We start from the raw sequence: 26,402 nt of genomic DNA, 5'->3' as shown, positions 1-26,402 counted from the left end.
ATGAGGATATTGGTTTTAGGGGCAGGCAAGATGGGAAGTTTCTTCCTCGACCTGCTCAGTTTTGAGCATGAAATGGCCGTTTTCGAGAAAGATCCGAAGCGGATGAGGTTCACTTATAACTGCCAGAGGTTTACGACTTTAGGAGAAATTGCTGAATTTAACCCGGAGTTGGTTATCAATGCGGTAACCGTGAAGTATACAATCCCGGCCTTCGAGGAGGTTATGCCCTATATTTCAGACGACTGTATCATTAGCGATATCAGTTCGGTCAAGACGGGGTTGAAGGTTTTTTATGAGCATAGCGGCCATCGTTATGTATCCACTCACCCGATGTTCGGCCCTACTTTTGCCAATCTCAATCAGCTCTCCGAGGAAAATGCCATTATCATTAAGGAAGGTGATTACATGGGTAGGATTTTCTTCAAGGACCTCTATTCGAAGCTGGGACTGAACATCTATGAGTATACTTTTGAGGAGCATGACAAGACCGTGGCCTACTCGCTGAGCATTCCCTTTGTATCGACCTTTGTGTTTGCGGCGGTGATGAAGCATCAGGATGCCCCGGGAACCACATTCAAACGGCATATGAAGATAGCGAAGGGGGTGCTGAGCGAGGACGACTATCTGCTTCAGGAGATACTCTTCAATCCTTATACGCATGACCAGGTAACTCAAATTCGTACGGAACTGAAGGAGCTGCTGGAGATAATCGACACGAAGGATGCCGACGGCATGAAGCGGTATCTTGGCAAGATTCGTGGTCATGTGAAAGAATAAGGAAGGAGGAGGGCATGTCAGTTGCGGTTTTATTGCTAAGTTTTTTCACATTCGTAGAACTTAATTGTGAGAATCTCTTTGATTGCGAGCACGACTCCCTGAAACAAGATCAGGAATTTCAGCCCGATAGCTGGCGGCATTGGAACCACTATCGTTACTGGCAGAAGCTGAATCATATCGGGCAGGAGATTATTGCCTGCGGAGAACAGGACGGCGACTGGCAGCTGCCTGACATGGTTGCCTTGTGCGAAGTAGAGAACGACAGCGTGATGGCCGGCCTCACCCGGAAGTCGCTCTTGCGGAAAGCGGGATATGAATATGTCATGACAAATTCCCCTGATGTCCGTGGGATAGATGTAGCCTTGCTGTATTCTCCGATGTCGTTCCGGCTTGTCAGCCACCATTCCATCCGTGTCAGTCCCTTGAAAGGCATGCGTCCTACGCGCGACATACTGTATGCGAGCGGACAGGTGATAACGGGAGACACCCTGCATGTTTTCGTGGTTCATGCTCCCAGTCGCTCAGGCGGCGTCAAGGCGACACAGCCCCATCGCCTGCAGGTGGCCCGGAGGCTCTTGGAGGCCGTCGACTCCCTCCGTGCGCTGTCGCCCGAGGCCAAGATCCTGATAGCCGGCGATTTTAATGATAATTGTTCCGATAAGTCCATCCGGTTGCTGCTTGCCCATCGGTTGACGGATGTTTCCAAGGGGGCAAGGGGAGCGAACGGGGCAAAGGCCACCTACCGGTATCAGGGGGAATGGGATTCCATCGACCATATCCTGTGCTCGGAGAGCCTCCTGAACCGTTTTGTGGAATGCAGGATAGGAGACTTTCCCTTCCTGTTGGAGGAAGACGACAAGTATGGCGGTATCCGCCCGAAACGAAACTACTATGGCGCGCATTGGAAAAACGGATTCAGCGACCATCTTCCCTTAATTTCAAAATTCCGCCAATAAATATTGTTTGATTCAGAATAAATACCTATCTTTGCAACATATAAAAACGAGAAATTATGAAGAATCATATCATAGAAGCTGCCATCATCGCCTTCGGAGTAATCGTCTTGGGCGTTTGCATCAAATGGGGAATCGACGATTTTACGAATAAAGACCGCAAGGTTACCGTCAAGGGGCTATCGGAACGAGAGGTCGAGGCGGATAAGGTAACATGGCCGATACCTACGAAGGAAATGGGAAACGACCTCCCCGAGCTTTATAGTAAGATAGCCGAAAAGGAGGCAAAGATCAAGTCCTTCCTTCTGAAGAATGGCGTGAAGGACACCGAGATCGTAATGAATGCGCCGAAGGTGATAGACATGGAAGCCAGCCAGTATTCCGACAACAGGCGGGACTATAGATATAACATCACTTCGATCATTACCGTTACCTCCAGAAATGTGAGGCTGATTCGCGGCATCATGTCTCGTCAGGGCGAATTGCTTAAGCAGGGCATCGCTATCGTTGAAGGCGACTATGAGAATCCCACGCTCTATGAGTATGTATCGTTCAAGAACATGAAGCCTCGCATGATGCAGGAGGCCATTGAGAATGCGGAGAAGACAGCCCGGCAGTTCGCCAAGAACAGTCGCTCGAAGCTCAACAAGATAGAAAGCGCAGACCAAGGACAGTTCTCAATCGATGATCGCGACGCCAATACTCCTTATATCAAGAAGGTGCGCGTGGTAACGACCGTAACCTATTCCTTGAAGAATTAAAGTGCTGGAGGCGACCGCAGGAAAGGCGAAAAGCCATCGGAGGAGTCTCTCTTAGAGGCCGGTGGGAATCTTGCCAGCGGCTTCCCGAAAAGTAAAACAGCCTGTTTTACTGACTAAAATAGCCTGTTTTAGTGACTGAAACAGCCTGTTTTAGTAAAGAGGAGACTGCCTTTAGTAAGAATATGTGGAACAAGCCGCAGGAAAATCTACGGCTCATAATAGGGACAGACAGAAACGATGCAGAGGGTGGAGAAATGATGCGGGTGTATTTTAAAATATTTTAAAACATGAAAGGAAATGCTTTATTTCCCTTGGAATTGACTAAATTTGCATAAGAATTAAAAGTACTGAGAAATGTTTGAAAATCTAAGCGACAGATTAGAGCGTTCCTTTAAGATATTAAAGGGTGAGGGAAAGATCACCGAAATCAATGTGGCAGAGACCCTGAAGGATGTCCGGAGGGCTCTGCTTGATGCCGATGTGAACTATAAGGTGGCCAAGTCTTTCACCGATACGGTAAAGCAGAAGGCCTTGGGAATGAATGTGCTGACCGCCGTCAAGCCCGGTCAGCTGATGGTCAAGATCGTCCACGACGAGCTTGCCGAGCTCATGGGCGGTGAGACTGCGGGGCTTAACCTCACGCAGAAGCCTGCCATTATCCTGATGTCTGGTCTCCAAGGCTCTGGTAAGACTACTTTCTCGGGCAAACTGGCCAACATGCTCAAGACCAAGCAGAACAAGAAGCCTTTGCTTGTGGCATGTGATGTATATCGTCCCGCGGCCATCGAACAGCTGAAAGTAGTCGGCGGGCAAGTGGGTGTTGCCGTATATGCGGAGCCGGAGAATAAGAATGTTAACGAGATTGCCGACCATGCCATTCAGGAAGCAAGGGCAAAGGGATACGATGTGGTTATCGTTGATACCGCCGGTCGTCTGGCCATTGACGAGCAGATGATGAACGAGATAGAGAGCCTCAAAAACCATGTCAGTCCAGATGAAACGCTGTTTGTCGTCGACTCAATGACGGGTCAGGATGCCGTGAATACTGCCAAGGAGTTCAACGACCGGTTGGATTTTAACGGCGTTGTCCTGACAAAGCTTGATGGTGATACTCGTGGTGGAGCGGCTCTTTCCATTCGAACGGTTGTTACCAAGCCCATCAAGTTTATCGGGATAGGCGAGAAAATGGAGGCTGTCGATGTGTTCCATCCATCTCGTATGGCCGATCGCATTCTGGGCATGGGCGATGTGGTCAGCCTCGTGGAGCGTGCTCAAGAGCAGTTTGATGAGGAAGAAGCCAAGAAGCTTCAGAAGAAAATACAGAAGAATCAGTTTGATTTTAATGATTTCATGAAGCAAATCCAGCAAATCAAGAAGATGGGTAACCTGAAAGATTTGGCATCCATGATTCCGGGAGTAGGCAAGGCCGTCCGGGAAATGGACATCGACGACAATGCCTTCAAAGGTATTGAAGCCATCATAAACAGCATGACACCTGCCGAGAGAAGTAATCCCGCGTTACTGAATACGAGTCGCAGACAGCGCATCGCCAAAGGGTCCGGCACGAATGTCCAGGAAGTAAATCGACTCATCAAGCAGTTCGACCAGACACGCAAGATGATGAAAATGGTTACGGGAAGCGGGATGAAAGGCATGATGGCGAACATGAAAAATATGCCGAAAATGCCTCACTAATCTTAAAAAGACATGACACTGATAGACGGCAAGGCCACTGCGGCCGCAATGAAAGCAGAAATCGCGGAAGAGGTGAAGCAGATCGTTTCCCGCGGAGGAAAGCAACCTCATCTGGCAGCGGTGCTCGTGGGGCATGACGGCGGCAGCGAAACCTATGTCAGAAATAAGGTGATCTCTTGCGAGCAGTGTGGCTTTAAGTCGACCTTGATCCGATATGAAGAAGATGTAACGGAGGCAGAATTGCTGACTTGTGTAGACCGGTTGAACAAGGATATGGATATAGACGGCTTCATCATTCAGCTCCCCCTGCCCAGACATATCGACGAGCAGAAGATCATCATGGCAATAGACTATCGCAAGGATGTCGACGGCTTTCATCCCGTCAATGTCGGGCGGATGGCCATCGGACTGCCCTGTTTTATCTCAGCGACCCCACTTGGCATCCTGACTTTGTTCCAGCACTACGGCATAAGGACGAGTGGGAAGAAGTGCGTGGTGCTCGGCCGCAGTAATATAGTGGGCAAACCCATGGCGCAACTCATGATGCAGAAGCAATACGGCGACGCAACGGTAACGGTATGCCACTCTCATACGGAGAACCTGAAGGAAGAGTGTCTGAACGCCGATATTATCATAGCGGCGATAGGAAGCCCTGACTTTGTAACCGGGAGCATGGTAAAAGATGGCGCCGTGGTGATAGATGTGGGTACGACCCGCGTTCCTGACTCCACCCGTAAGAGCGGATTCCGTCTCAACGGAGATGTGAACTTCGGGGAGGTAGCTCCCAAATGCTCTTATATCACGCCCGTTCCGGGGGGAGTGGGGCCAATGACCATCTGCTCTCTGATGAAGAATACGCTTGCCGCGGCTAAGAAAGAGTATTACAAATGACCGCAGAGGAGTTTTATCGGAAAGGCAATGAATACCGCCGGAAAGGGGATTGGAAGCATGCCATCGACTGCTATCTGGAAGCCGTAGAACGAGATCCTGGCTCTCCGGCGGCGGAGGCGAAGAAAATGCTCGACGATATCTTGAATTACTATAATAAGGACGCATACAATCCTTGAACGAGGAACAAACATTATAAATTTTATACTATGAGTAAGATTAGGGGTGCTATCGTAGTAAATACAGATAGGTGCAAGGGGTGCCAGCTATGCATCGTTGCCTGTCCGAAGAATGTGATAGCCCTGACGCAAAAGAAGGTTAATGTACACGGTTATCCCTATGTGGAGCCCATACGACCGGAAGACTGTATCGGGTGCGCGTCATGTGGTATCGTATGTCCTGACGGATGTATCACCGTCTACAAAAAAAGAATGGAGGATTAAGCCTATGGCTGAACAAGAAATAATGTTGATGAAAGGCAATGAGGCTATAGCTCATGCTGCCATTCGTTGCGGAGCCGACGGCTATTTTGGCTATCCGATAACTCCGCAGAGTGAGGTCCTTGAGACCCTGGCCCTGCTGAAGCCTTGGGAAACCACGGGTATGGTGGTCCTTCAGGCGGAAAGTGAGGTGGCTTCTATCAATATGATCTATGGCGGGGCGGGAGCCGGCAAGCGTTGCCTGACCTCCTCTTCAAGTCCGGGTGTGGCTTTGATGCAGGAGGGGATAGCCTATATGGCCGGGGCGGAAATCCCTGGCGTTGTCGTGAATGTGCAGCGCGGCGGCCCCGGTCTGGGAACAATCCAGCCCTCGCAGAGTGATTATTTCCAGGCTACTCGTGGCGGCGGGAATGGCGACTATTATGTGATAGTCTTAGCGCCGAACTCCGTACAGGAGATGGCAGACTTCGTGGACCTGGCCTTTGAACTGGCTTTCAAGTACAGGAATCCTGCCATGATATTGAGCGATGGCGTTATCGGGCAGATGATGGAGAAAGTTGTCCTCCCCCCGATGAAGCCTCGTAAGACAGAAGAGGAGATCAGGCAGCTCTATCCATGGGCTTCGATCGGGCGCAGCAAGGATAGGAATCCCAGCATTCTCACCTCCCTCGAGTTGATGCCGGAGATAATGGAACAGCGCAATCTCCATCTCCAGAGGAAGTATAAGGAGATTGAAGAGAATGAAGTGAGGTATGACACCCAGCAAATGGAGGATGCCGATTACATGATCGTGAGCTTTGGCAGTGCCTCCCGCATAGCGGAGAAGGCTCTTGAGATAGCCCGCGGCGAGGGCATGAAAGTCGGTCTTTTCCGCCCCATTACCTTGTGGCCGTTCCCAAGCAGACAGATTGCCGCGGCCGCCAAGGGCAAGAAAGGGGTGCTCGTTGCCGAAATCAATGCCGGCCAGATGGTAGAGGATGTGCGGCTTGCCATCAATGGTGCCGTGAGAGTTGAGCATTTTGGCCGGTTAGGCGGCATTGTTCCCGATCCGGAAGAAATCGTTAAAGCTTTAAAGGAGGAATTGATATGAACGACAATGTTCAGATAATATCACCGGAGAATTTAGTATATGAGAAGCCGGCTTTGATGAATGATACTCCCATGCATTACTGTCCGGGCTGTTCACATGGGGTGGTTCACAAGCTGGTCGCGGAAGTGATTGCCGATATGGGCATGGAGGAGAAGACCGTCGGTGTCTGTCCGGTAGGATGTGCTGTCTTTGCTTATCGCTATCTTGACATTGACTGGCAGGAAGCAGCCCATGGGCGTGCGCCTGCGGTGGCCACTGCCGTAAAGCGTCTGTGGCCAGATCGTTTGGTCTTTACTTATCAGGGAGATGGTGATTTGGCATGTATCGGCACGGCTGAGACCGTCCACGCCCTCAATCGCGGAGAGCACATTGCAATCATATTCATCAACAATGCCATCTATGGGATGACCGGCGGCCAGATGGCACCGACCACATTGCTGGGGCAGAAGACAGCGACCTGTCCTTACGGTCGTGTTCCGGATCTTCACGGATATCCGCTGAATATTACGGAGCTGGCCTCGCATCTTACCGGTACTTGTTATGTTACCCGGCAGAGCGTGGAGACCGTCGGAGCCATCAACAAGGCAAAGAAAGCCATCCGCAAGGCTTTCGAGGCGTCCATGGCGGGCAAAGGTTCCTCTCTCGTTGAGATTGTAAGCACTTGTAACAGCGGTTGGAAACTCTCTCCTGTCAAGGCAAATCAGTGGATGGAAGAGAATATGTTCAAACAGTATCCTAAGAGTGATTTAAAAGACACGACGAGCTTATGAAGACAGAGATAATCATATCGGGTTTCGGTGGCCAGGGAGTACTCTCCATGGGAAAGATTCTTGCCTATTCGGGTTTGATGGAAGACAAGGAGGTTACATGGATGCCGGCCTACGGCCCGGAGCAGAGAGGCGGTACGGCCAATGTTACCGTTATTGTCAGCGACAAGCGTATCAGTTCGCCTATCTTGAGCAAATATGATGTGGCTATCGTGTTGAATCAGCCTTCGCTTGATAAGTTTGAGCCGAAGGTAAAGCCGGGTGGCATCCTGATCTATGACGGCTATGGCGTCATCAATCCTCCTGCTCGTAAGGATATTACGGTTTACCGCATCGACGCTATGGACAAGGCTGCGGAGATGAAGAATGCGAAGGTTTTCAACATGATAGTCTTGGGCGGTCTGCTGAAGGTTTGTCCTGTCATCAGCACGGACGGACTTAACAAGGCTCTTTTCAAGAGCTTGCCAGAGCGTCATCATGGCATGATACCTCTGAATATGCAAGCCGTAGAGGCAGGAATGAAGATCATTACAGAACAAAAATAACTTGTTTTTTTATAACTCTCTAATTTTGAGGGTCGGGCGCAGGGATGCGCCCGGCCTTTTTTATTTGTCTTCTGGCTTTGGCCGGGACAAGGAATTGCCGGAGGAGAGCGGGCAACCTGAAACTTCATTTGCCGCTTCCGGCGTTTACAGAAGTCATCCGCGGCGTTTTTACACACGGCGTGTAAGCATGTTACACGCCGTGTGTAACATCGTTACACGCTGCTTGTAATTTCTGTTGGAACCGTAAACAGGCGTCCCGCTGTCTGCCTATGACTGTATGGCGGACTGCCTGACAGGAGATTGTCCGTTGTTGTCCTCCGTGTTATGTACGGCAGGGCAGAGGCTTAATAATTGGGTCTCGTGGCGCGTACATGCTTGCGTTTGCCGCTGAATTTCATCAAGTTGATGCGGATAATCTCTACTCTATGGAAACTTTTGTGGGCATATTTGTCCCCTAACTCTTTAAAATCAGCCGAAAGTTTGTCTATCATCAAGTGCAGGGCATCCATCTTCTCGTAGTCCGGCAGGTCCAGATGGGCCGTTCCTTCGAAAATGACACTCTCATATTCCGTGGTAAACATGCCGGGCATAAGGCGCACATTTCCGATGAGGCAGAAACTCACCTTGGGGCTTTTCCTTAAGGCGCGCAGCTTTTTTCCTTCCGGAGCGCAGTGTATATAGATGCTTTCCCGTCCGTCCCAGACATAGTTGACGGGGATTCCATACGGTTCATTTACTTCGGAAATCATGGAGAGAAAGCCGTATTCATTGTTCTTGAGCAGTTCCATGGCCCGTTTCTCGTCCAACAGCCTGTCCTGTCTGCGCACTTCGGAATTATCGTATATCATAGATTCTAAACAGAGATTTTCTGCAAAGATACAAAAATATCGGATTTTTTTTGTTATTTTTGTCCTCAAAGATATCGATATGGAAATTCATCCGATAGCGCGTTTTGTTTCTCCTTTTACCTCCAAGTTCGGCATTCCCAAGCAAAGCGGTCTGGTTGAAGAGCTGGAGGGAGAAATCGTGTTTGAGCCTGACTATCGCCAGGCGGATGCCTTGCGGGGTCTTGAAAGGTTTGATTATCTGTGGCTGATCTGGGAGTTTTCTGCCAATAGGCGTGGCTCGGCGAGCCCTGTGGTGCGCCCTCCGTTGTTGGGCGGAAATGTCAAGTTGGGTGTTTTTGCCACCCGTTCTCCCTTTCGCCCCAATCCTTTGGGGCTCTCGTGTGTGAGGCTTAGTGGGATTGACTATGATACGCCGCGGGGAGCAGTGATAAAGGTGTTGGGGGCAGACTTGATGGACGGGACTCCGATTTATGATATCAAGCCTTACATTGTCTATGCCGACAGCCATCCAGATGCACGGAGCGGCTTTGTAGATGATCACCGGATTCAGCGGTTGCAGGTTGAGATTCCTGACAGAATCGCGTCCGGGTTTGCCCGCAAAGAGCTTGAGGCTTTGCGGAAAACGCTGGAACTGGATCCCCGTCCGCATTATCAGGACGACCCGGAAAGGGTCTACGGAATGCCTTTTGGCAAGCGGGATATTCGTTTTCAGGTAAGAGAGGGGAAGCTGGTTGTGATAGAGGTTGCGGCGTTGGGTCGGGAAAAGCCGTGAAGAAGACATTAGTTAGTTTTGTCTGGTATTGTTTTCGGGCTCACGCCTTGCACGATCCATATGCTCATTTCGTATAAAAGCCATATGGGAAGCGACACTATGATGAGCGTGAAAGCATCAGAGGTGGGAGTAATGATAGCGGCTACGAACAGTATGGCCACAATGGCATGCTTGCGGTAGCAACGCATCCCATCTGCCTTCAGAACGCCGAAAAGAGCCAGCAACCATGATATGACGGGTATCTCGAAGACAATTCCGAAAACAAGGCTCATCATGAACAGCGTATTCATGTATGACTGCAAGGAGAGCATGGTGTGGACATCACTGCTGACCTGATAGGTTCCCAGAAACCTCAGCGTGAGCGGGAAGATGAGGAAATAGTCAGCCAGTATTCCGATCATGAACATGACATATCCTCCTCCGACAATGCGGACGCCATAGTGTTTTTCCCTCTCATAGAGGGCAGGGGATATGAATTTGTAGAGCAGATAGATGATATAGGGGGAGGCGCAGAGGATGCCGAAGAGCAGCGCAGTCTTCATATGCACCATGAATTGCTCCGTAAGTCCGATGTTGACGAGCTGGATTTCAAAGGGTTTAAGCCGCAAGACCCTGTATGTGATGAAGTCGGCATCCTTGGGAGCAAGAACAATTTCGAAAAGCGTTTCTTTCAGGCAGAAAGCGATAACACCGCATGCAACGGTTACTATGAGCATCTTGATAATGCAGCTTCGCAATACATCCAGATGCTCCCAGAAACTCAGGTCCTGTTGATCGCCCATATTGTCTTGCCGGGGAGATTTACTCTTTCTTCTCCTCTTCCTGTTTGACCTGCTCTTCCTTCTTGTCGGGATTGAGGTCGTTCTCCAGGCCGCTCATGCCGTCCTTGAAGCTTTTCACGCCCTTTCCCAGTCCTTTCATCAGTTCCGGGATTTTCTTTCCTCCGAAGAAGAGTAGTATTACCAGTGCGAGAAGCAGGATTTCAGGAGCTCCGATATTCATAGCCAATGTTGTTATTGATGGTTCTTAATCGTTATATCGGTACAAATATACAACTTTTTAGAATAAAAAGCAAGAAGATGGCAAAAACTGTGGCTTGTTTAAAACATACCCTATGAAAAAGTCCGGCCTCATCAGAGAACCGGACAAATGAAAGGAGGAGTGGTGCCTCTTGGAGTTGAACCAAGGACACATGGATTTTCAGTCCATTGCTCTACCACCTGAGCTAAGGCACCATGCTTCTTTAGTTGCGGATGCAAAGGTAACACTTTCTTCCGGGAATCAAGAACGAAATGCCCAAAAAACACTATAGTTTAAAGTTCGTTAACAAATCTTCCGGGAAGATGTGGCTAAGAATCGCAGGGGACATATTCCCTTTACCTTCCTATTCTCTCAATGGATTCCATCCTTGGGCGGTAATCTCAAACTCGTTGTTATCACGGGTAATGAGCATGGCTCCGAGGCTTTCCTTGGTGATGTAGCCGATTTGCTTGACGCCCTCCATGGCCTCGATCTTGTCGTGGTCGCCGATGGGAACGGTGAAGAGGAGCTCGTAATCTTCTCCTCCGTTTAGGGCGCAGGTCGTTACATTCAGGTTCATCTCTTCCGCCATTACGGCCGTCTGGTAATCTATCGGGATGTTTTTCTCGTAGATGCGGCAGCCGCAATGACTTTGATGACAGATGTGCAGGAGTTCGCTGCTTAGCCCGTCGGAGATGTCCATCATGGCAGTGGGGCGGATGTTGGCGTCTCTCAGTTGCCGGATAACATCCCCTCGGGCCTCGGGCTTGATTTGCCTGTCGAGCAGATACTCGCGTCCGGCAAAGTCGGGTCGAAAGTCGTTGAGTGCCTTGAGGTCGTTGTTCAGGGCTGCCAGGTTTTCCTGATTGCCTGATTTCTTTGCTTCTTTAACTTTTTTGGTGAGGGCGTCGTATTGTTCGTAGTAGACGTTCTTCTCGCGCTCAAGCAGTTGCAGGCCCATGTATGCGGCGCCGAGGTCTCCGCTTACACAGATGATGTCGGTCTCTTTGGCTCCGTTGCGATAGACGATGTTCTCCTTTGCAGCCTCGCCGATGCAGGTGATGCTGATGGCCAGGCCTGTCCGGGTAGAGGTCGTGTCGCCGCCGACGATGTCTACGCCCCATTTCTCACAAGCCTCACGGAGTCCTTTATAGAACTCGTCGATGTTCTCCACGCTGAAGCGCTTGTCGACGGCGATGCTTACGATCAGCTGCCTGGGGTCGCCGTTCATGGCGAAGATATCGCTGATGTTCACCATTGCTGCCTTGTATCCCAACTGCTCCATGGTAATATAGGTAAGGTCGAAATGTACGCCTTCCATGAGCATGTCGCTTGTAATAAGTACTTCACTATCGGGATAGTGAAGTACCGCGCAATCGTCGCCTACGCCATAGTGTGTCGAGGCGTTTTGTGATTTGATGTCTTTGGTGAGTCGGTGAATAAGGCCAAACTCGCCCAGTTTCGATATATCTGTCATTCTGAAGTGGTCGTTTTTATGAGCGTTTGATCATCTCGCGCATGATTTCCGTCATCAAGGGCTGAGCATCATTGGCAGCTTCCTGTACCTCTTCATGGCTAACCTTGACCGGATTGTCGAAACCGCCGAGGTCGGTAATCACGCTGATACCGAACACTTTGATACCGCAATGGCAGGCTACGATTACTTCGGGAACCGTGCTCATGCCGACGGCGTCGCCTCCGAGGATATGATACATGCGATATTCCTTCGGGGTCTCGAAAGTTGGGCCTTGAACGCCTACATATGTGCCATGCACGATGCGGATGCCTTTTTCCCGGGCAATCAGGTCTGCTTCGTCACGCAGAGCTTTATTGTAAGCCTCGTGCATGTCGGGAAAGCGTGGACCGGTAGGGAAATTCTTGCCTCTCAGCGGATGCTCGGGGAAGAAATTGATATGGTCGTCGATAACCATGAGGTCGCCGATTTTGAATTCCGGATTCATTCCTCCTGCGGCATTCGAGACGAAAAGAGTCTTGATGCCCAATTCATACATGACGCGTTCCGGAAATGTAACTTCCTTCATATTGTAGCCTTCGTAATAGTGGAAACGGCCTTCCATAGCCATGATGTCCTTGCCTCCGAGCTTACCGAAGATAAGTTTGCCGGCATGGCCCTCCACTGTGGATACGGGGAAATTGGGAATCTCACTATATGGAAAACTATAGGAATCAGTTATCTCGGAAGCTAATTGTCCCAGGCCTGTTCCCAGTATGATTGCCGTTTGGGGTGTTGTGGTCATCCTTTCCTTTAACCAGGATGCTGTTTCTTGAATTTTTTCGTACATAACTTATTATTTTATCATTGAACCTTTCTTCCTCATTCAGCATGAAGCGGATATGAATAGGAAGGGCATATATATTCTTTTTAATGTCTTCGTCAAGGCCTTTTATTCCTTGGAGACGGGTGGCATCTTTTTCTGTCGTTAGAATCACGCGAGGTTCCGGCAGGCTTTTGTATGTCTCATTAACCCTTTCGATATCTTTCGTCGAGAACTGCCGGTGGTCTCTCAGGTTGATGGGGGTTATTGATTTGCAGTAGGATTCCAGATCGATAATTATCTGTTTAGGAGAGGCGATACCCGTTAGCAGCAGCACATTTTTATCTGCGATATCCTCTTTGGACAGTTCTGCTCCGTTGAAGACACCGTAGGGGTTGTCGTAATCAATAGTGCTAAAGAATAAGTCCTGATACGGATAGAGCTTCATGGCCTTTGTCAAAACCCGGAATTCCATAGGTTTTAAATCCTTCGGACATTTTGTTACGATAACGATATCGGCGCGGTTTTTCCCTTTCAGAGGTTCTCTCAGCCTTCCTGCTGGCAGCAACTTGTCGTAGATAATGAGTCGGTGGTAATCCACGAGAAGGATGTTGATTCCCGGTTTTACATATCGATGCTGAAAGGCATCGTCCAATAAGATGGCGTCTACATCGTCCGTTGCGCTGTCAACGGTCAGGCTTTCAATTCCCCGAGTGCGCTTCTCGTCGACGGCAACATAGATGTCAGGGAACTTTTGCTTCATCTGATAAGGTTCGTCTCCAATCTCTTGTACGGTGGAATCGTTGTCGGCAAGAATATATCCCTTTGTCTTGCGTTTGTAGCCTCGTGAGAGGGTGGCAACTTTCATATTGTCCTTCAGCAAGCGGATGAGATACTCCACATGGGGGGTCTTTCCTGAACCGCCGACCGTAATATTACCCACGGAGATTAAAGGAACATCAAAAGCTTTCGACTTTAATATTCCGACATCGAAGAGCCAGTTTCTGAATTTCACCCCAATGCCATAGAGCCAGCTAAGCGGAATCAGCCATTCATTGATGTGGATGAAATCTCCTTCGGTTCTCATTATTTATTTTATATTCAGGAAAAACGGCAGACGGGCCTGAATCATGTTCTGCTGGTTCATTGATTTGAGCAGCAAGAAGGGCTCATAATATTCTCCGAGACCCAGTCTTAGCTGTTCGTCAAGATAGTTCCCAGCCTCCGTCGCGGCCAGCAACTGGTCGAAGAAGTCGGATTTCCCGGGGTAGTCGCTGGTATAGTATTCGTCGAGCTTTGCCAGTTTCGCGGCTTTGGCGATAGCCTTGTCGAGTCCCCCCAATTCGTCTACGAGCCTAATTTTCAGCGCATCCTGTCCTAAGAACACATGTCCTTGGGCTATGGCTTCAGTCTGGGCGATGGTTAGTTTGCGACCGTCGGCTACACGCTTGCGGAACAAATTGTATCCACGATTGATGTATTGGGCGATGTACGCAAGTTCCTCTGCGTTCATCGGACGGGCGGAAGTTCCCATCGTGGCATTCTTATTGGTCTTTATTTCGTCAAATTTGATGCCAAGCTTCTGGGTGAGCAACTGGCTGCGATCAGGAATCATGCCGAATATGCCGATGCTTCCGGTGAGTGTTGTGGGCTCTGCGACAATCCAGTTGGCGTTACAACTCATGTAATATCCGCCAGAGGCAGCCATTCCCCCCATTGACACAACGACAGGTTTCTTCTGTTTCAGAAGAGAGAGCTGGTGCCACATCTGCTCTGATGCGTAGGCACTTCCGCCGCCGGAATTGATACGGAGAACCACGGCTTTCACATCGTCGTCGTTCATCAAGGCTTCCATATCCTTGCATACATCGTTGCCCACAATCATGTGTGAGGAATTGAAGAGGCCTCCTTCAAGCGGGGTGTCGACAATGTCGCCATAGGCGTAGTATATTGCGATTTGCTCTCCATCTTTCGTTTTCTCCTTCACATTCTGCATGTCGGCAACGCTGATCTGGTGGATGCTTTCATCTTCTTCAAGTTTCAAGAGTCTCTTGACTTCGGTCTTGACCTGATCGGCATAAAGCAATCCATCGACAAGTTTTTTCTTGACGAGGTCTCTTGCGTCGTTGAAAGTGATGAGGCCGTCGGCATACTGATTGAGCCGGGCTATCGAGACTTTGCGACTGTCGGCAACTCCTTGACACATGTTGCTCCATATTCCATCGATGTAGGCTTGGGTCTGTTGGCGGCTAAAATCGCTCATCCTGTCTTCAGTAAACATTTCTGGGGCACTCTTATATTTGCCCACCTTGACTACTTGCATCTGAATGCCGAACTTGGCAAGCAGGTCTTTCACGAAGATTGGATTTGAGCCGAGTCCATGCCAGTCAAGCATACCCGCCGGATTGATATAGACCTTGTTGGCGACAGATGCCAGATAGTAGGCACCTTGAGTATAGCTATCGGCATAAGCAATGATCCATTTCCCGCTTTTCTTGAAGTCGGAGAGAGTCTCGCGCAACTCTTGCGCGCTTGCGAAATCCGTGCTGAAGGCTCCTGCCTCCATGTAGATGCCCTTCACATCGTCGTTGTTCTTGGCCTTCCTGATTGCGTTCAGGGTCTCTTGGAGGCCTTCCGTGCCGGCATTTGCTCCCATCAAGTTGTTTATGAAGTTTCCATTGGATTGCTCATCCATTACTCCTGACAGGTTGATAACCAGTACGGAGTTCTCTTCAACATTCTTTGTAGCTTGGCTTGCGGAAATCATTCCCACAATACTCATGGCGCCAATGGCTACGATAATGATGCCAAACAGAAACACGCCCACAATCGTGGCCAAGACATGCTTAATAAATTCTTTCATTTGTTTGAGATGTAAAGTTTCATGTGCAAAAATAAGATAATTCGCTTGAAAAAACAAATATTCATCTTGATTTTATTTTTTGTATGAGCTATTTTTATTAATTTTGCTGAATATGAGACAGGCAATAATAGTAGGTGCGTCGTCGGGAATAGGAAGAGAGGTGGCTCGGCTTTTGCTTGACGATGGCTGGCAGATAGGCATCATGGCTCGGCGCGAAGAGGCTTTGTTGGAATTGAAGGCTGAAAAGCCTTCAAAAGTAGAGGTGGAGGTTTGCGACATCACGCAGGAGACAGCTCCTGAACGGTTGCTGAGCCTGATAGGCCGAATGGGCGGTGTTGACCTCTATTTTCATGCGTCGGGGATTGGAAAGCAGAATGAGGGGCTGGATTCCAAAGTCGAAGACGACACGGTGAACACCAATGTGCTGGGGTTTACGCGCATGCTTGACGCCGCCTTTAATTACATGGCCGTGAATCGAGGCGGCCATATCGCGGTGATTTCCTCGATTGCGGGCACCAAGGGATTGGGCCCCGCTCCTTCCTATAGTGCCACGAAAGCGTTCCAGAACACCTATATCCAAGCCTTGGAGCAGTTGTCCAACAAGCGCGGGCTTAAAATTCGTTTTACAGATATCCGCCCGGGATTTGTTGCGACGCCCCTTATCGAGGGCTCTGATTATCCTATGCTGTTGGATAAGACGCGAACGGCAAAAGCCATCGTGAGAGCCGTTTACGCGAAAAAGCACATCTGTATAATCGATTGGAGATACAAACTTGTGGTTTTCTTTTGGCGCCTGATTCCCAACGCGTTATGGCGCAGATTGGATCTGGGAAAGTAAAAGGCCGTTAAAAGGCGGGTAAAAAGCCGTTAGAAGGTGAGCTTTTAGCCGTTAAAAGGCGAGTAAAAGGCCGTCTTTTACAAATCGGGTTGATATCAATGAAAAAATCATATAATGCAGACAAACATGAAAAAGACATTTTTAATGATTTTGATGGCAATGCTTGCCATGAATTTGGAAGCACAGTCTATAGGCAGAAAGTTTACGGTAACGGTATCTGAAGACGGCAAGGCCCGTATGATCTGTTTTCTTCCTGCTGCAGAAAAAGCCACGGGTAGGGCTGTCGTGATTTGTCCCGGAGGGGCATATTGGATTGTGGCCACCGAGCTTGAGGGAACGGGATTTTCTGAGTTTTTCAACTCGCAGGGCATTGCGTGCTTTGTGCTGAACTACCGTATGCCCCATGGAAATCGCGCCCTTCCATTCTCTGATGCCGAAAAGGCAATAAAGATGGTGCGCGACAGTGCTGTCCAATGGCATGTGAATCCCTATGATGTAGGCATCATGGGGTCTTCAGCCGGTGGTCATCTGGCATCAACGGTTTCCACGCACGCTGACTTTGCGCATCGTCCGAACTTCTCAATCTTGTTCTATCCCGTAATTTCAATGAACCCTAAAGCGGGGCATGCTGGCTCTACACGCAATCTGCTCGGCCGGGACGGAGAGAAAGACGAGACCCTTATCTACGAATACTCGAATGAAAAGCATGTGCAAGGGCATCTCACTCCTCCTGCAATCCTGCTTCTTGCAAACGATGATGAAGCTGTGCCTCCGGTAACCAACGCCGTGGCATATTATGCGGCCATGCGCAGAGCGGGCAATGACTGTGCGATGTACATCTATCCCAGTGGCGGCCATGGGTTCGGCTCTAATCCAAAGTTTAAGTATCATGAGCAAATGTTGCGCGATTTGCATGACTGGCTTGACCAGCTTCCCAGTCCTAAGCGCGACGCCCTCCGGGTGGCTTGTATAGGAAACAGCATTACGGATGGGATGACCATCGACCTGAAAGACCATGATGGCTATCCTGCCCAGTTGCAACGCATCCTGGGCCCGGAATATAATGTAAAAAACTATGGAGTGAGCGCCCGGACTCTTCTAAGGAAAGGAAATTTGCCATATGTAAGCGAGTTGGCCTGGAAAGATGCCTTGGCTTTCAATCCCAATATTGCGGTTATCAAGCTTGGCACCAACGATTCCAAGGCCATCAATTGGAAGTACAAAGATGAGTTCCAGAAAGACTTGCAGTCTATGATTGACCAGTTAAAGGCACTTCCCGCGCATCCCGAGGTTTATCTTGTACGACCTCTTGTCGTGGTTGGCAAAGTTGAAAACGAGCGGTCGATTAATAATGAAGTCATAGAAAAAGAAATCATTCCTATTATTAATAATGTGGCCAAGAAGAATAAACTCCAGGTTCTCGATTTCCGTGAAGAACTGAATCACAAGGAACTTATGAGCGATGATGGCGTCCATCCTAATAAGAAAGGAGCAGCCGTCATAGCCCGAAAGGTGGCAGAAGCCATTCGGAAGTAAGGGAAGGGAGGCTTGCTGGCTGTGTGCTGGCTGGCCTTTTACTTTTCTCTTCGCGTAACCTGATATGACTGTTTGTGGAAAATGAAAATCGGGATAACGCACCCGGCTACCATTCCGAACATGACCAGAATCGCGAGGGTGGAGTTATGGGAGAACTTCGCCACATGTTCCATCGTATAGGAAGTGGGCAGTTGCACAATATTGATAAGGTCGCACACAGCCTTATAAGCAAACATGCCCGGTACCATAGGCAGCAAGGCCGGAAAGGCGAAGCCTTCAGCTGGATAATGAATGGTCATGGCCGCTGGTACGGCGAGCAATCCGATGATGAGTCCCGCGCAAGTTGAGGCTGTAACTTGATCAAGCATCAGCAGGGGGTCGTGCATGAGGAAATATCTCACGGCGTGCCCAATGCATGCCAAGAAGGCCGTGATGAGCAGTGCTTTGCGCGGTGGATTGGAAATGATGGCAAAGCCTGTACCCGCGACGGCCGCGAATAATCCGTCGGCTATCGATGCCGATACGATGTCTGAGCGAATCACCTTTGTGAAGTTGTCGGGATCTACCTTGAGCAGCACTACGGTGAGTGTGAGGCCTATGGCAATGCAGACAATCAGCATACAGGCGTTGATGAGTCGGGCCATACCGCTCAGTACATGCCGGTCCAGGATATCCATTACGCCATTGATAATAGGTACTCCGGGAACGAGATACAACATGGAGGTGGCCAGCGACATGTCTTCCGTGCCTCCGTGGATGTAGAGAAAGTCGGTTGCGCCGATCATTGTGGATATAAAGGAGCATATGACGAATACGGCCAACTCGTTAATCTGGCGCCGGATCAGTTGTTGTTTGATGAAAAATCCAACGAAAGTAGCGCACCACACGATGGCCATTGATGTATAGTTTCCATCAAAAAGGCGACAGAAACAGGCGTTGGCAAAAGCGACGAGAATGAGAACCGTCCATGCGTTCTCCCGAGGTTCGCTGATGATTTTGTGGAATTCTTCCCAAAGGGCATTCAATGGAAGTTTCTTGTCAAAGGCGCTCCAGGAAAGATGGGAGAGCTTCATGTTGATCTTGAAGTTCAGGGGCAGGGACGGGGTTTTCTTCACATAGGTGTAAGAGTGTTCGCGGCCTTCATCATGCAATGTTACATCGATGGTCTGCGGAAGCATCAGCAGGTTGCACCATAGCCCCCATGACTTGGCAATGCGAACCGTGTTGTATTGTATTCTTGATGACTGTGCACCAACCGCTTCAAGAGTAGCTGCGTATTCCGCAAGAAAGATGGTCTTTGCTTTTAAATCCTGATGAATATCCTTTTCGTCCATATATTCTGTTTCGTAAAGTTGTCTTGACGCGGTCAAAGTTACGATATTTTATCGAGGAGAGCAATTTTAGTTGATTGTTTTTTTTATGGATTACTGACATATTTGACATATATCAGACTGACACATGTGGCACTTGCCGTTTTTGGCACACTTTTCGCATATGGAAAGGTGAAATTTCGAGAATTCAAACTTAAAAACATACGAATTATGAAAATTAAACCATTAGCAGACAGAGTACTGGTGCTTCCAGCACAAGCAGAAGAGAAAGTAGGTGGAATCATTATCCCGGACACGGCTAAGGAAAAGCCACAGCGTGGTATGGTTGTTGCCGTTGGTGGTGGAACCAAGGATGACCCCATGGTCCTGAAAGAAGGCAATACCGTGCTTTATGGCAAGTATGCGGGTACGGAAATTGAGAATGAGGGCGAGAAGTATCTGATGATGCGTCAGAGCGATGTACTCGCAGTGGTTGAATAATACTCAAAAAGAATTAAATTGGTTAAATCTTAAAGTTAATAAAGAATTATGGCAAAGATAATCAAATTCGACACAGAAGCTCGCGACTTGTTGAAGCAGGGCGTAGATCAGTTGGCAAATGCAGTAAAGGTAACTCTCGGTCCCAAAGGCCGAAATGTAGTCCTCGAGAAGAAATTCGGGGCTCCTCAGATTACCAAGGACGGTGTTACCGTTGCCAAGGAGGTAGAGCTTGAAGATAAATTCGAGAATACCGGAGCCCAGCTTGTTAAGAGTGTTGCCAGCAAGACGGGTGATGATGCCGGCGACGGAACGACCACCGCAACCATTCTTGCTCAGGCCATTGTGAGCGAAGGCTTGAAGAATGTAACGGCAGGAGCCAATCCCATGGATCTGAAGCGTGGCATCGACAAGGCCGTCAACAAAGTTGTTGAGTATATCAAGGAGCATGCCGAGGTGGTAGGCGACAATTACGACAAGATTGAGCAGGTGGCTACCGTATCAGCCAACAACGATCCCGAAATCGGTAAGTTGCTTGCTGATGCTATGCGCAAAGTCTCTAAAGATGGCGTTATCACTATTGAGGAAAGTAAGAGTCGTGATACATCAATCGGTGTCGTAGAGGGTATGCAGTTCGACCGCGGCTATCTTTCTCCTTATTTTATGACGGATGCTGATAAGATGGAATGTGTAATGGAGAGTCCTTATATTCTCATTTATGATAAGAAGATTTCAAATCTGAAGGATTTCCTGCCTATCTTGCAGCCTGCCGCAGAGAGCGGTCGTCCATTGTTGGTGATTGCGGAAGATGTGGATTCAGAGGCCTTGACAACCTTGGTTGTCAATCGTCTGCGTGGCGGTTTGAAGATTTGTGCCGTCAAGGCTCCGGGCTTTGGCGATCGTCGTAAGGCCATGCTGGAGGACATCGCGGTGCTTACCGGTGGTGTAGTCATCAGCGAGGACAAGGGTCTGAAGCTCGAGCAGACAACCCTCGAAATGCTCGGAACGGCAGATAAGGTTAATGTTACAAAGGATAATACCACGATAGTAAACGGCAACGGTTCGAAAGAGAACATCAAGGAGCGTATCGCGCAGATCAAGAATGAGATTTCCAACACGAAGAGTTCCTATGATAAGGAGAAGCTTCAGGAGCGCCTTGCCAAGCTCGCCGGCGGCGTAGCAGTACTCTATGTGGGTGCTAATTCCGAGGTTGAGATGAAGGAGAAGAAAGACCGCGTCGATGATGCTCTTTGCGCAACCCGTGCGGCGATCGAGGAAGGCGTTGTTGTTGGTGGTGGTATCACTTACATCCGCGCCCAGGAAGCATTGAAGGATATCAAAGGCGATAATGCTGACGAGCAGACGGGTATCAACATCGTAGAGCGCGCCATAGAGGAGCCGCTTCGCCAGATTGTCGAGAACGCCGGTGATGAAGGTGCTGTTGTTGTCAATAAGGTGCGCGAGGGACAAGGAGATTATGGCTATAATGCCCGTACGGATTCCTATGAGGATCTTCGCGCTGCGGGTGTTATTGATCCGGCTAAGGTTGCCCGTGTGGCTCTTGAGAATGCCGCTTCCATCGCGGGTATGTTCCTGACAACCGAGTGCCTGATTGTCGACAAGCCAGAGGAACAGGCTCCGGCAATGCCTCCACAGCCAGGTATGATGTAATTGGGAATTACTAAGTTGATAATTATGAAGAGGATAAGCTATAAAAGCTTGTCCTCTTCTGTTTTTCATATAAGGCATGGAGATTTTCATGCCAGGATTAACCAAATAGGCTTTAGTCGACATCCTTTCTTTTAAAAAAACACGAACCATCCATGTGATAATCCCATCTTTTTTGTATCTTTGTAACATGAAGGTAGAGTTTAATTGGAAAAAATGGCTGGTCTACTTTATCGTTGCGGCCGGGCTAATCTATTTGACGAAGTCATTCTTCATGTCTTTGGGCATCTTCATACTCCTGCTGCTCATAGATTGGGCACTTGGCGAGTGGGAGAAAAAACACAGGCAGGAATGAGGCAGCTTGTTGAGTTGTACAGACATTGGAGCGGTGAAGAGCCCTCGCAGGTGGAGAAACTCCCTGGCGCAGGGAGCAACCGTGTCTATTACCGCATCCAGGACAGTCAAGGTTCGAGTGTTGTCGGTGTTGTGGGAACCAGCCGCGACGAGAATCACGCTTTTATCTATCTTGCCCGACACTTCACCCATCGCCAGCTTCCTGTTCCGATGATTCTTGCTGTAAGTGAAGACGAGCTATGCTATCTGCAGACTGATTTAGGACAGGTTTCCCTTTTTGATGCCATCAAAGGTGGGCGTGAGGCTGGTGGAAGATACAATCAGAAAGAGAGAGAACTCCTTAAAAAAACCATTCGAGAGTTACCTGACATTCAGATTCGAGGAGCCCATGGGCTGGATTTCAGCAATTGTTATCCCCAGCCGGAGTTTGATGTCGACGGCGTCCTCTTCGATCTGAACTATTTCAAATATTGCTTTCTGAAGGCAACGGAACTTGATTTTCACGAACTCAAGCTTGAGGCTAATTTCCGCATGTTTGCCAAGGATCTGACCTCGGAGCCCGGTGAGAGTTTCCTTTACCGCGACTTTCAGGCTCGCAATATTATGCTTGACGCAGAGGGCAAGCCATATTTTATCGATTTCCAAGGTGGTCGGAAAGGGCCCTATTATTATGACTTGGCATCTTTCTTGTGGCAGGCCTCCGCAAAATATCCTAACAAGCTGCGCCGTGAGCTCGTCTACGAGTATTACAATTCGCTGAAAAACTATACGGAAGTTCCTGCGGTAAGGCATTTTGTCAACCGCCTGGCACTCTTCGTCCTGTTTCGAATCCTTCAGGTGCTTGGCGCCTATGGATTCCGCGGATACTTCGAGCGCAAGAAGCACTTCCTGGATTCCATTCCTCCGGCAATGGACAATCTCCGCGAACTTCTCAAGATGGGAGAAGGCACATTCCCATATCCGTATATGATGGACATGCTCCGTCGGCTTACGGAAATGCCCCGGTTTGCCCCCCAGGAACAACCCGTCGTGAAGCGGGAGGATGGTTATAAGGTTACAGACCGGGACATTTACGAGGGTAATCCACTCGACGGGCCGGCCACCTTCTCGCGATATGACGGCAAAGGGCCGCTTGTCGTGACGGTCTACAGCTTCTCTTATCACAAGGGAATGCCGGCTGACGAATCGGGAAACGGCGGAGGCTATGTCTTCGACTGCCGCAGCACACACAACCCGGGGCGATATGAGCCTTACAAAAAACTTACCGGACTTGACGAGCCCGTTATCCGTTTTCTTGAGGACGACGGTGAGATCCTTAGCTTTCTGGACGCGGTTTACAGACTGGCCGACCATCATGTGGCACGCTATATGCAGCGCGGTTTCACGCATCTGATGTTTTGCTTCGGCTGCACGGGCGGCCAGCATCGCAGCGTCTATTCGGCCCAGCATCTTGGAGAGCACATTCACGAGAGGTTTGGAATAGAGGTCCGCATCATCCATCGGGAGCAAAATATTTCACGGATTTTGCCTGCTGAATGACGGATTTTTAGTAACTTTGCAGCTATGAAGCAAGCAATGATATTTGCGGCAGGCCTTGGGACCCGCCTGAAACCATTGACCGACAAAAAGCCGAAGGCCTTGGTCGAGGTTGGGGGAGAGCCGCTGCTCAAGCATGTGATTCTTCGATTGAAGAAGGCTGGCTTCATCCGCATCGTTGTCAATGTACACCATTTCTCACGCCAAATCATCGATTACCTGAAGGCTAACGGCGATTTCGGTTTGGAAATCATAGTCAGCGACGAGAGCGCGGAACTCCTTGACACGGGAGGGGGCATGAAGAAGGCCGCGCCCTGCTTTGATGCCGGCGGACAGATACTGATTCACAATGTCGATATTCTGAGCAATGTGGATTTGGAGAGATTCTATGCCGAGGCTCCAAAGATGCGCAACTATGGTTCCAGAAGCTGTCTTGACGCATCGGCAACGCTGCTCGTGAGCTGGAGAAAGACCAGCCGTTACCTGCTTTTCGATGGGCAGATGCGGCTCGTAGGCTGGACGAACATCGAAACCGGCGAGGTGAAGAGCCCGTTCAAGTGGCTTCGTGAATTCGGCACGGAGCATCCGGAAGAGTTCATGACATTGCCCGGCCATCATGAACATATTGAGGTCAGGCATTGTCTGTTGGGCTATGGGCAGACGATTCTGAAGGCATATGCCTTTTCGGGCATCCATTGTTTTTCGCCTTCGTTGTTTCCTCGGATGGCCGACTATCCTGCCCGTTTCCCGATCATGGACTTCTATCTTGCCAACTGTGCCTCGGCTCCCATCAAGGGCTATGTGGCAGAGGGAATGAGATTAATGGATGTCGGCAAGCTCGGCACCCTGCAAGAAGCAGAGCAATTTATTCAAGAATTAAATAGATAACCCCATGCAACAGAAGATTATTATCCTCGATTTCGGCTCCCAGACCACCCAGCTTATCGGGCGAAGGGTGAGGGAACTTGACACCTTCTGCGAGATTCTGCCTTACAATAAGTTTCCCCATGACGACCCCTCCGTCATTGGCGTCATCCTAAGTGGCAGTCCTTACTCCGTTCACGATAAGGAAGCCTTCAAGGCAGACCTTACGCAGTTCGTCGGCAAAGTGCCCGTTTTGGGCATCTGCTACGGTGCCCAGTTCATCAGCCATGCCAATGGCGGCAAGGTGGAACCTGCCGGCACGCGAGAGTATGGGCGCGCCAATCTGGAGGAGATAGACCTCGCCGACCCCTTGTTCAAGGGCTTCGAGAAAGGCTCGCAGGTGTGGATGAGCCATGGCGACACCATTACGGCCATTCCCGAAGACTGTCATGTGATAGCCTCTACGGCCGATGTCAGGTTTGCGGCGTATGCCTCTACGACGGTTCCTCTATGGGCTGTGCAGTTCCATCCGGAAGTTTTTCATACCCTTCAGGGCAAGACTCTCTTGCGAAACTTCGTCATCGACATCTGCAAGTCGAGGCAGGAGTGGAGTGCGGCGTCGTTCGTGGAGAGCACGGTGAGGGAACTGAAGGAGCAGCTGGGCAATGACCGGGTCATCCTCGGACTGAGCGGCGGCGTTGATTCCAGTGTCTGCGCAACCCTGTTGAACAAAGCGATCGGCAAAAACCTTACTTGTATCTTTGTCGACCACGGCATGCTCCGCAAGAATGAATTCCGGAAAGTGATGGATGCCTATGCGGGTCTGGGGCTGAATGTAATCGGTGTCGATGCGTCGGACAAGTTCTTCAAAGACCTTGAAGGCGTGAGCGAACCGGAGCAGAAACGCAAGATTATCGGGCGGGATTTCGTGGAAGTCTTCAATGCGGAGGCTAAGAAAATCACGGACGCCAAGTGGCTTGCTCAGGGTACGATCTATCCCGACCGCATCGAGAGCCTGAGCATCACGGGCATGACCATCAAGAGCCATCACAATGTGGGAGGGCTTCCTAAGGAGATGAAGTTGCGGCTTTGCGAGCCCCTGCAGTGGCTCTTCAAGGACGAGGTGCGGCGTGTGGGCAGCCAGCTGGGCATGCCCGAACGGCTCATCAGGCGCCATCCGTTCCCCGGCCCGGGTCTGGCAGTGAGGATTCTGGGAGATATTACCCGCGAGAAAGTCCGCATTCTTCAGGATGCCGACGACATCTACATCGAGAACATGCACCGGTATACCATGCCTGACGGCACCTCTCTCTATGATCATGTGTGGCAGGCGGGAACGGTGCTGCTTTCTACGATTCGCTCCGTGGGAGTGATGGGCGACGAGCGCACCTATGAGCATCCGGTGGCCTTGCGTGCCGTAACCTCTCAGGATGCCATGACCGCCGACTGGGCTCATCTGCCCTACGACTTCATGGCGAAAGTTTCCAATGAGATTATTAATAAGGTGAAGGGGGTGAACAGAGTCTGCTATGACATCTCTTCGAAGCCCCCTTCGACCATAGAATGGGAGTAAATGAGAAGTTTTTTAAAGATTTTAGTAAACCTGCTGGCAGGAGCGGCCTTGACGGGTTGCTCCACCAGCAAGGCTTTCGACACTGTTGATGTGAGCTCTTTTGAGAAAACCATCCAGAAAGGCGATGTCCAACTGGTGGATGTGCGCAGCATGGAGGAATATCTCGAGGGACATATAAGCCGGGCGAAACTCATCGATGTAACGAAGTCTGATTTCATGCCGACATGTGAGCAGACATTGCGGAAGGATAAGCCGGTAGCCGTCTATTGCCGTTCGGGTCGTAGAAGTGCCATGGCAGCAGGCCAATTGGCAAAGAAGGGCTATAAAGTGGTAAATCTCGAAGGGGGTATCCTGGCATGGAAAGATGCGGGATACTCCATTGAGAAATAGCCTTTTCGCAAAAACGGAATGGTAAGGCTTCAGGGAGAGGAACTTCTTGAAGCCTTTTTTATGTTTCAGGATGGTGTTGTTTATGAAAATACTTTATGGAATTCGCGAAGCTAAAATGCATATTGCATAAATCGGGCAGG

28 protein-coding genes and 1 tRNA gene are annotated in these 26,402 nt (G+C 49.7%); 20 read left to right on the top strand and 9 right to left on the bottom strand.

The window, feature by feature from the left end:
• The 10 genes from C7120_RS11440 to C7120_RS11395 all read left to right on the top strand — a co-directional run bounded on the left by C7120_RS11440 (window position 1) and on the right by C7120_RS11395 (window position 7,916).
• The gene (locus C7120_RS11440; RefSeq protein ID WP_107621797.1) at window positions 1–777 is read left to right on the top strand and encodes a prephenate dehydrogenase/arogenate dehydrogenase family protein; all 777 of its coding nucleotides are present in this window, start codon (window positions 1–3) and stop codon (window positions 775–777) included.
• Between the two features lie 14 nt (window positions 778–791).
• Window positions 792–1,733: an endonuclease/exonuclease/phosphatase family protein gene (locus C7120_RS11435; protein WP_107621796.1), complete on the top strand. Its 942-nt coding sequence runs from the start codon at window positions 792–794 to the stop codon at window positions 1,731–1,733.
• Between the two features lie 56 nt (window positions 1,734–1,789).
• Entirely contained in the window at window positions 1,790–2,491 is a 702-nt protein-coding gene (locus tag C7120_RS11430; protein ID WP_107621795.1) for an SIMPL domain-containing protein, read from the top strand.
• 354 nt (window positions 2,492–2,845) lie between these two features.
• Complete coding sequence (gene ffh / locus C7120_RS11425) at window positions 2,846–4,186, top strand: signal recognition particle protein (RefSeq protein WP_107621794.1); 1,341 nt, start codon at window positions 2,846–2,848, stop codon at window positions 4,184–4,186.
• 12 nt (window positions 4,187–4,198) lie between these two features.
• Window positions 4,199–5,077, top strand: a complete 879-nt coding sequence (folD, locus tag C7120_RS11420; protein WP_107621793.1) for a bifunctional methylenetetrahydrofolate dehydrogenase/methenyltetrahydrofolate cyclohydrolase FolD — start codon at window positions 4,199–4,201, stop codon at window positions 5,075–5,077.
• Window positions 5,074–5,253 carry a tetratricopeptide repeat protein gene (locus tag C7120_RS11415; RefSeq protein ID WP_107621792.1) on the top strand — a complete coding sequence of 60 codons (180 nt, stop codon included), beginning with the start codon at window positions 5,074–5,076 and terminating at the stop codon, window positions 5,251–5,253. The genes folD and C7120_RS11415 overlap by 4 nt, the downstream gene beginning before the upstream one ends.
• A gap of 30 nt (window positions 5,254–5,283) precedes the next feature.
• Window positions 5,284–5,517 (top strand): 4Fe-4S binding protein, encoded by a 234-nt coding sequence (locus C7120_RS11410; RefSeq protein WP_107621791.1) that lies wholly within the window; start codon window positions 5,284–5,286, stop codon window positions 5,515–5,517.
• 4 nt (window positions 5,518–5,521) lie between these two features.
• Window positions 5,522–6,604 (top strand): 3-methyl-2-oxobutanoate dehydrogenase subunit VorB, encoded by a 1,083-nt coding sequence (locus tag C7120_RS11405; RefSeq protein ID WP_107621790.1) that lies wholly within the window; start codon window positions 5,522–5,524, stop codon window positions 6,602–6,604.
• Window positions 6,601–7,374, top strand: a complete 774-nt coding sequence (locus C7120_RS11400) for a thiamine pyrophosphate-dependent enzyme (protein ID WP_107621789.1) — start codon at window positions 6,601–6,603, stop codon at window positions 7,372–7,374. The genes C7120_RS11405 and C7120_RS11400 overlap by 4 nt, the downstream gene beginning before the upstream one ends.
• Window positions 7,371–7,916, top strand: a complete 546-nt coding sequence (locus tag C7120_RS11395; protein WP_107621788.1) for a 2-oxoacid:acceptor oxidoreductase family protein — start codon at window positions 7,371–7,373, stop codon at window positions 7,914–7,916. Before C7120_RS11400 ends, C7120_RS11395 begins: the two co-directional genes overlap by 4 nt.
• A 344-nt stretch (window positions 7,917–8,260) precedes the next feature.
• On the opposite strand, the gene C7120_RS11390 is transcribed toward C7120_RS11395, so the two are convergent.
• Window positions 8,261–8,764: a pyridoxamine 5'-phosphate oxidase family protein gene (locus C7120_RS11390; RefSeq protein WP_107621787.1), complete on the bottom strand. Its 504-nt coding sequence runs from the start codon at window positions 8,762–8,764 to the stop codon at window positions 8,261–8,263.
• Between the two features lie 79 nt (window positions 8,765–8,843).
• Here C7120_RS11390 and tsaA point away from each other — a divergent pair, with 79 nt between their 5' ends.
• The gene (gene tsaA / locus C7120_RS11385) at window positions 8,844–9,536 is read left to right on the top strand and encodes a tRNA (N6-threonylcarbamoyladenosine(37)-N6)-methyltransferase TrmO (RefSeq protein WP_107621786.1); all 693 of its coding nucleotides are present in this window, start codon (window positions 8,844–8,846) and stop codon (window positions 9,534–9,536) included.
• An 8-nt stretch (window positions 9,537–9,544) separates the two neighbouring features.
• On the opposite strand, the gene tatC is transcribed toward tsaA, so the two are convergent.
• The 7 genes from tatC to sppA all read right to left on the bottom strand — a co-directional run bounded on the left by tatC (window position 9,545) and on the right by sppA (window position 15,695).
• Window positions 9,545–10,318 (bottom strand): twin-arginine translocase subunit TatC, encoded by a 774-nt coding sequence (tatC, locus tag C7120_RS11380; RefSeq protein WP_107621785.1) that lies wholly within the window; start codon window positions 10,316–10,318, stop codon window positions 9,545–9,547.
• Window positions 10,319–10,337: 19 nt separating this feature from the next.
• Window positions 10,338–10,538, bottom strand: a complete 201-nt coding sequence (locus C7120_RS11375; RefSeq protein ID WP_107621784.1) for a twin-arginine translocase TatA/TatE family subunit — start codon at window positions 10,536–10,538, stop codon at window positions 10,338–10,340.
• 160 nt (window positions 10,539–10,698) lie between these two features.
• A tRNA-Phe gene (locus C7120_RS11370) sits at window positions 10,699–10,771 on the bottom strand.
• Window positions 10,772–10,920: 149 nt separating this feature from the next.
• Entirely contained in the window at window positions 10,921–12,033 is a 1,113-nt protein-coding gene (gene thiL, locus C7120_RS11365; protein ID WP_107621783.1) for a thiamine-phosphate kinase, read from the bottom strand.
• 16 nt (window positions 12,034–12,049) lie between these two features.
• Window positions 12,050–12,859, bottom strand: a complete 810-nt coding sequence (locus C7120_RS11360; RefSeq protein WP_107621782.1) for a purine-nucleoside phosphorylase — start codon at window positions 12,857–12,859, stop codon at window positions 12,050–12,052.
• On the bottom strand, window positions 12,744–13,919 hold the full coding sequence (gene lpxK, locus C7120_RS11355; protein WP_107621781.1) for a tetraacyldisaccharide 4'-kinase: 1,176 nt from the start codon (window positions 13,917–13,919) through the stop codon (window positions 12,744–12,746). The genes C7120_RS11360 and lpxK overlap by 116 nt, the downstream gene beginning before the upstream one ends.
• Window positions 13,920–13,922: 3 nt before the next feature.
• Window positions 13,923–15,695: a signal peptide peptidase SppA gene (gene sppA / locus C7120_RS11350; protein WP_107621780.1), complete on the bottom strand. Its 1,773-nt coding sequence runs from the start codon at window positions 15,693–15,695 to the stop codon at window positions 13,923–13,925.
• A 112-nt stretch (window positions 15,696–15,807) separates the two neighbouring features.
• On the opposite strand from sppA, the gene C7120_RS11345 reads away from it, so the two are divergent.
• Both C7120_RS11345 and axeA1 read left to right on the top strand, forming a co-directional pair.
• A complete protein-coding gene (locus tag C7120_RS11345; protein WP_107621779.1) occupies window positions 15,808–16,533 on the top strand; it encodes an SDR family oxidoreductase in 726 nt (241 codons plus the stop codon).
• Between the two features lie 126 nt (window positions 16,534–16,659).
• Window positions 16,660–18,069 carry an acetylxylan esterase AxeA1 gene (gene axeA1 / locus C7120_RS11340; protein WP_107621951.1) on the top strand — a complete coding sequence of 470 codons (1,410 nt, stop codon included), beginning with the start codon at window positions 16,660–16,662 and terminating at the stop codon, window positions 18,067–18,069.
• Between the two features lie 38 nt (window positions 18,070–18,107).
• Here axeA1 and C7120_RS11335 read toward each other — a convergent pair whose 3' ends face one another.
• A complete protein-coding gene (locus tag C7120_RS11335; RefSeq protein WP_107621778.1) occupies window positions 18,108–19,403 on the bottom strand; it encodes a threonine/serine exporter ThrE family protein in 1,296 nt (431 codons plus the stop codon).
• A gap of 207 nt (window positions 19,404–19,610) precedes the next feature.
• Here C7120_RS11335 and C7120_RS11330 point away from each other — a divergent pair, with 207 nt between their 5' ends.
• The 7 genes from C7120_RS11330 to C7120_RS11305 all read left to right on the top strand — a co-directional run bounded on the left by C7120_RS11330 (window position 19,611) and on the right by C7120_RS11305 (window position 26,262).
• Entirely contained in the window at window positions 19,611–19,880 is a 270-nt protein-coding gene (locus C7120_RS11330) for a co-chaperone GroES (protein ID WP_107621950.1), read from the top strand.
• A 48-nt stretch (window positions 19,881–19,928) separates the two neighbouring features.
• On the top strand, window positions 19,929–21,548 hold the full coding sequence (gene groL, locus C7120_RS11325) for a chaperonin GroEL (RefSeq protein WP_107621777.1): 1,620 nt from the start codon (window positions 19,929–19,931) through the stop codon (window positions 21,546–21,548).
• 187 nt (window positions 21,549–21,735) lie between these two features.
• Window positions 21,736–21,900 carry a hypothetical protein gene (locus tag C7120_RS14060; RefSeq protein ID WP_199220698.1) on the top strand — a complete coding sequence of 55 codons (165 nt, stop codon included), beginning with the start codon at window positions 21,736–21,738 and terminating at the stop codon, window positions 21,898–21,900.
• Window positions 21,897–23,438, top strand: coding sequence for an RNase adapter RapZ (locus tag C7120_RS11320; RefSeq protein WP_107621776.1), 1,542 nt, complete (start codon window positions 21,897–21,899; stop codon window positions 23,436–23,438). Before C7120_RS14060 ends, C7120_RS11320 begins: the two co-directional genes overlap by 4 nt.
• 24 nt (window positions 23,439–23,462) lie before the next feature.
• A complete protein-coding gene (locus tag C7120_RS11315) occupies window positions 23,463–24,323 on the top strand; it encodes a sugar phosphate nucleotidyltransferase (protein ID WP_107621775.1) in 861 nt (286 codons plus the stop codon).
• 4 nt (window positions 24,324–24,327) lie between these two features.
• Window positions 24,328–25,872, top strand: a complete 1,545-nt coding sequence (gene guaA / locus C7120_RS11310; protein ID WP_107621774.1) for a glutamine-hydrolyzing GMP synthase — start codon at window positions 24,328–24,330, stop codon at window positions 25,870–25,872.
• Entirely contained in the window at window positions 25,873–26,262 is a 390-nt protein-coding gene (locus C7120_RS11305) for a rhodanese-like domain-containing protein (RefSeq protein WP_107621773.1), read from the top strand.
• Window positions 26,263–26,402 lie beyond the last annotated feature (140 nt).

It is taken from the genome of Prevotella sp. oral taxon 376, assembly GCF_003043945.1.
Taxonomy (GTDB): Bacteria; Bacteroidota; Bacteroidia; order Bacteroidales; family Bacteroidaceae; genus Prevotella.
The sequence above is the reverse complement of the archived record's forward strand: the minus strand, read 5'-3'. Positions and strand labels throughout refer to the sequence as shown.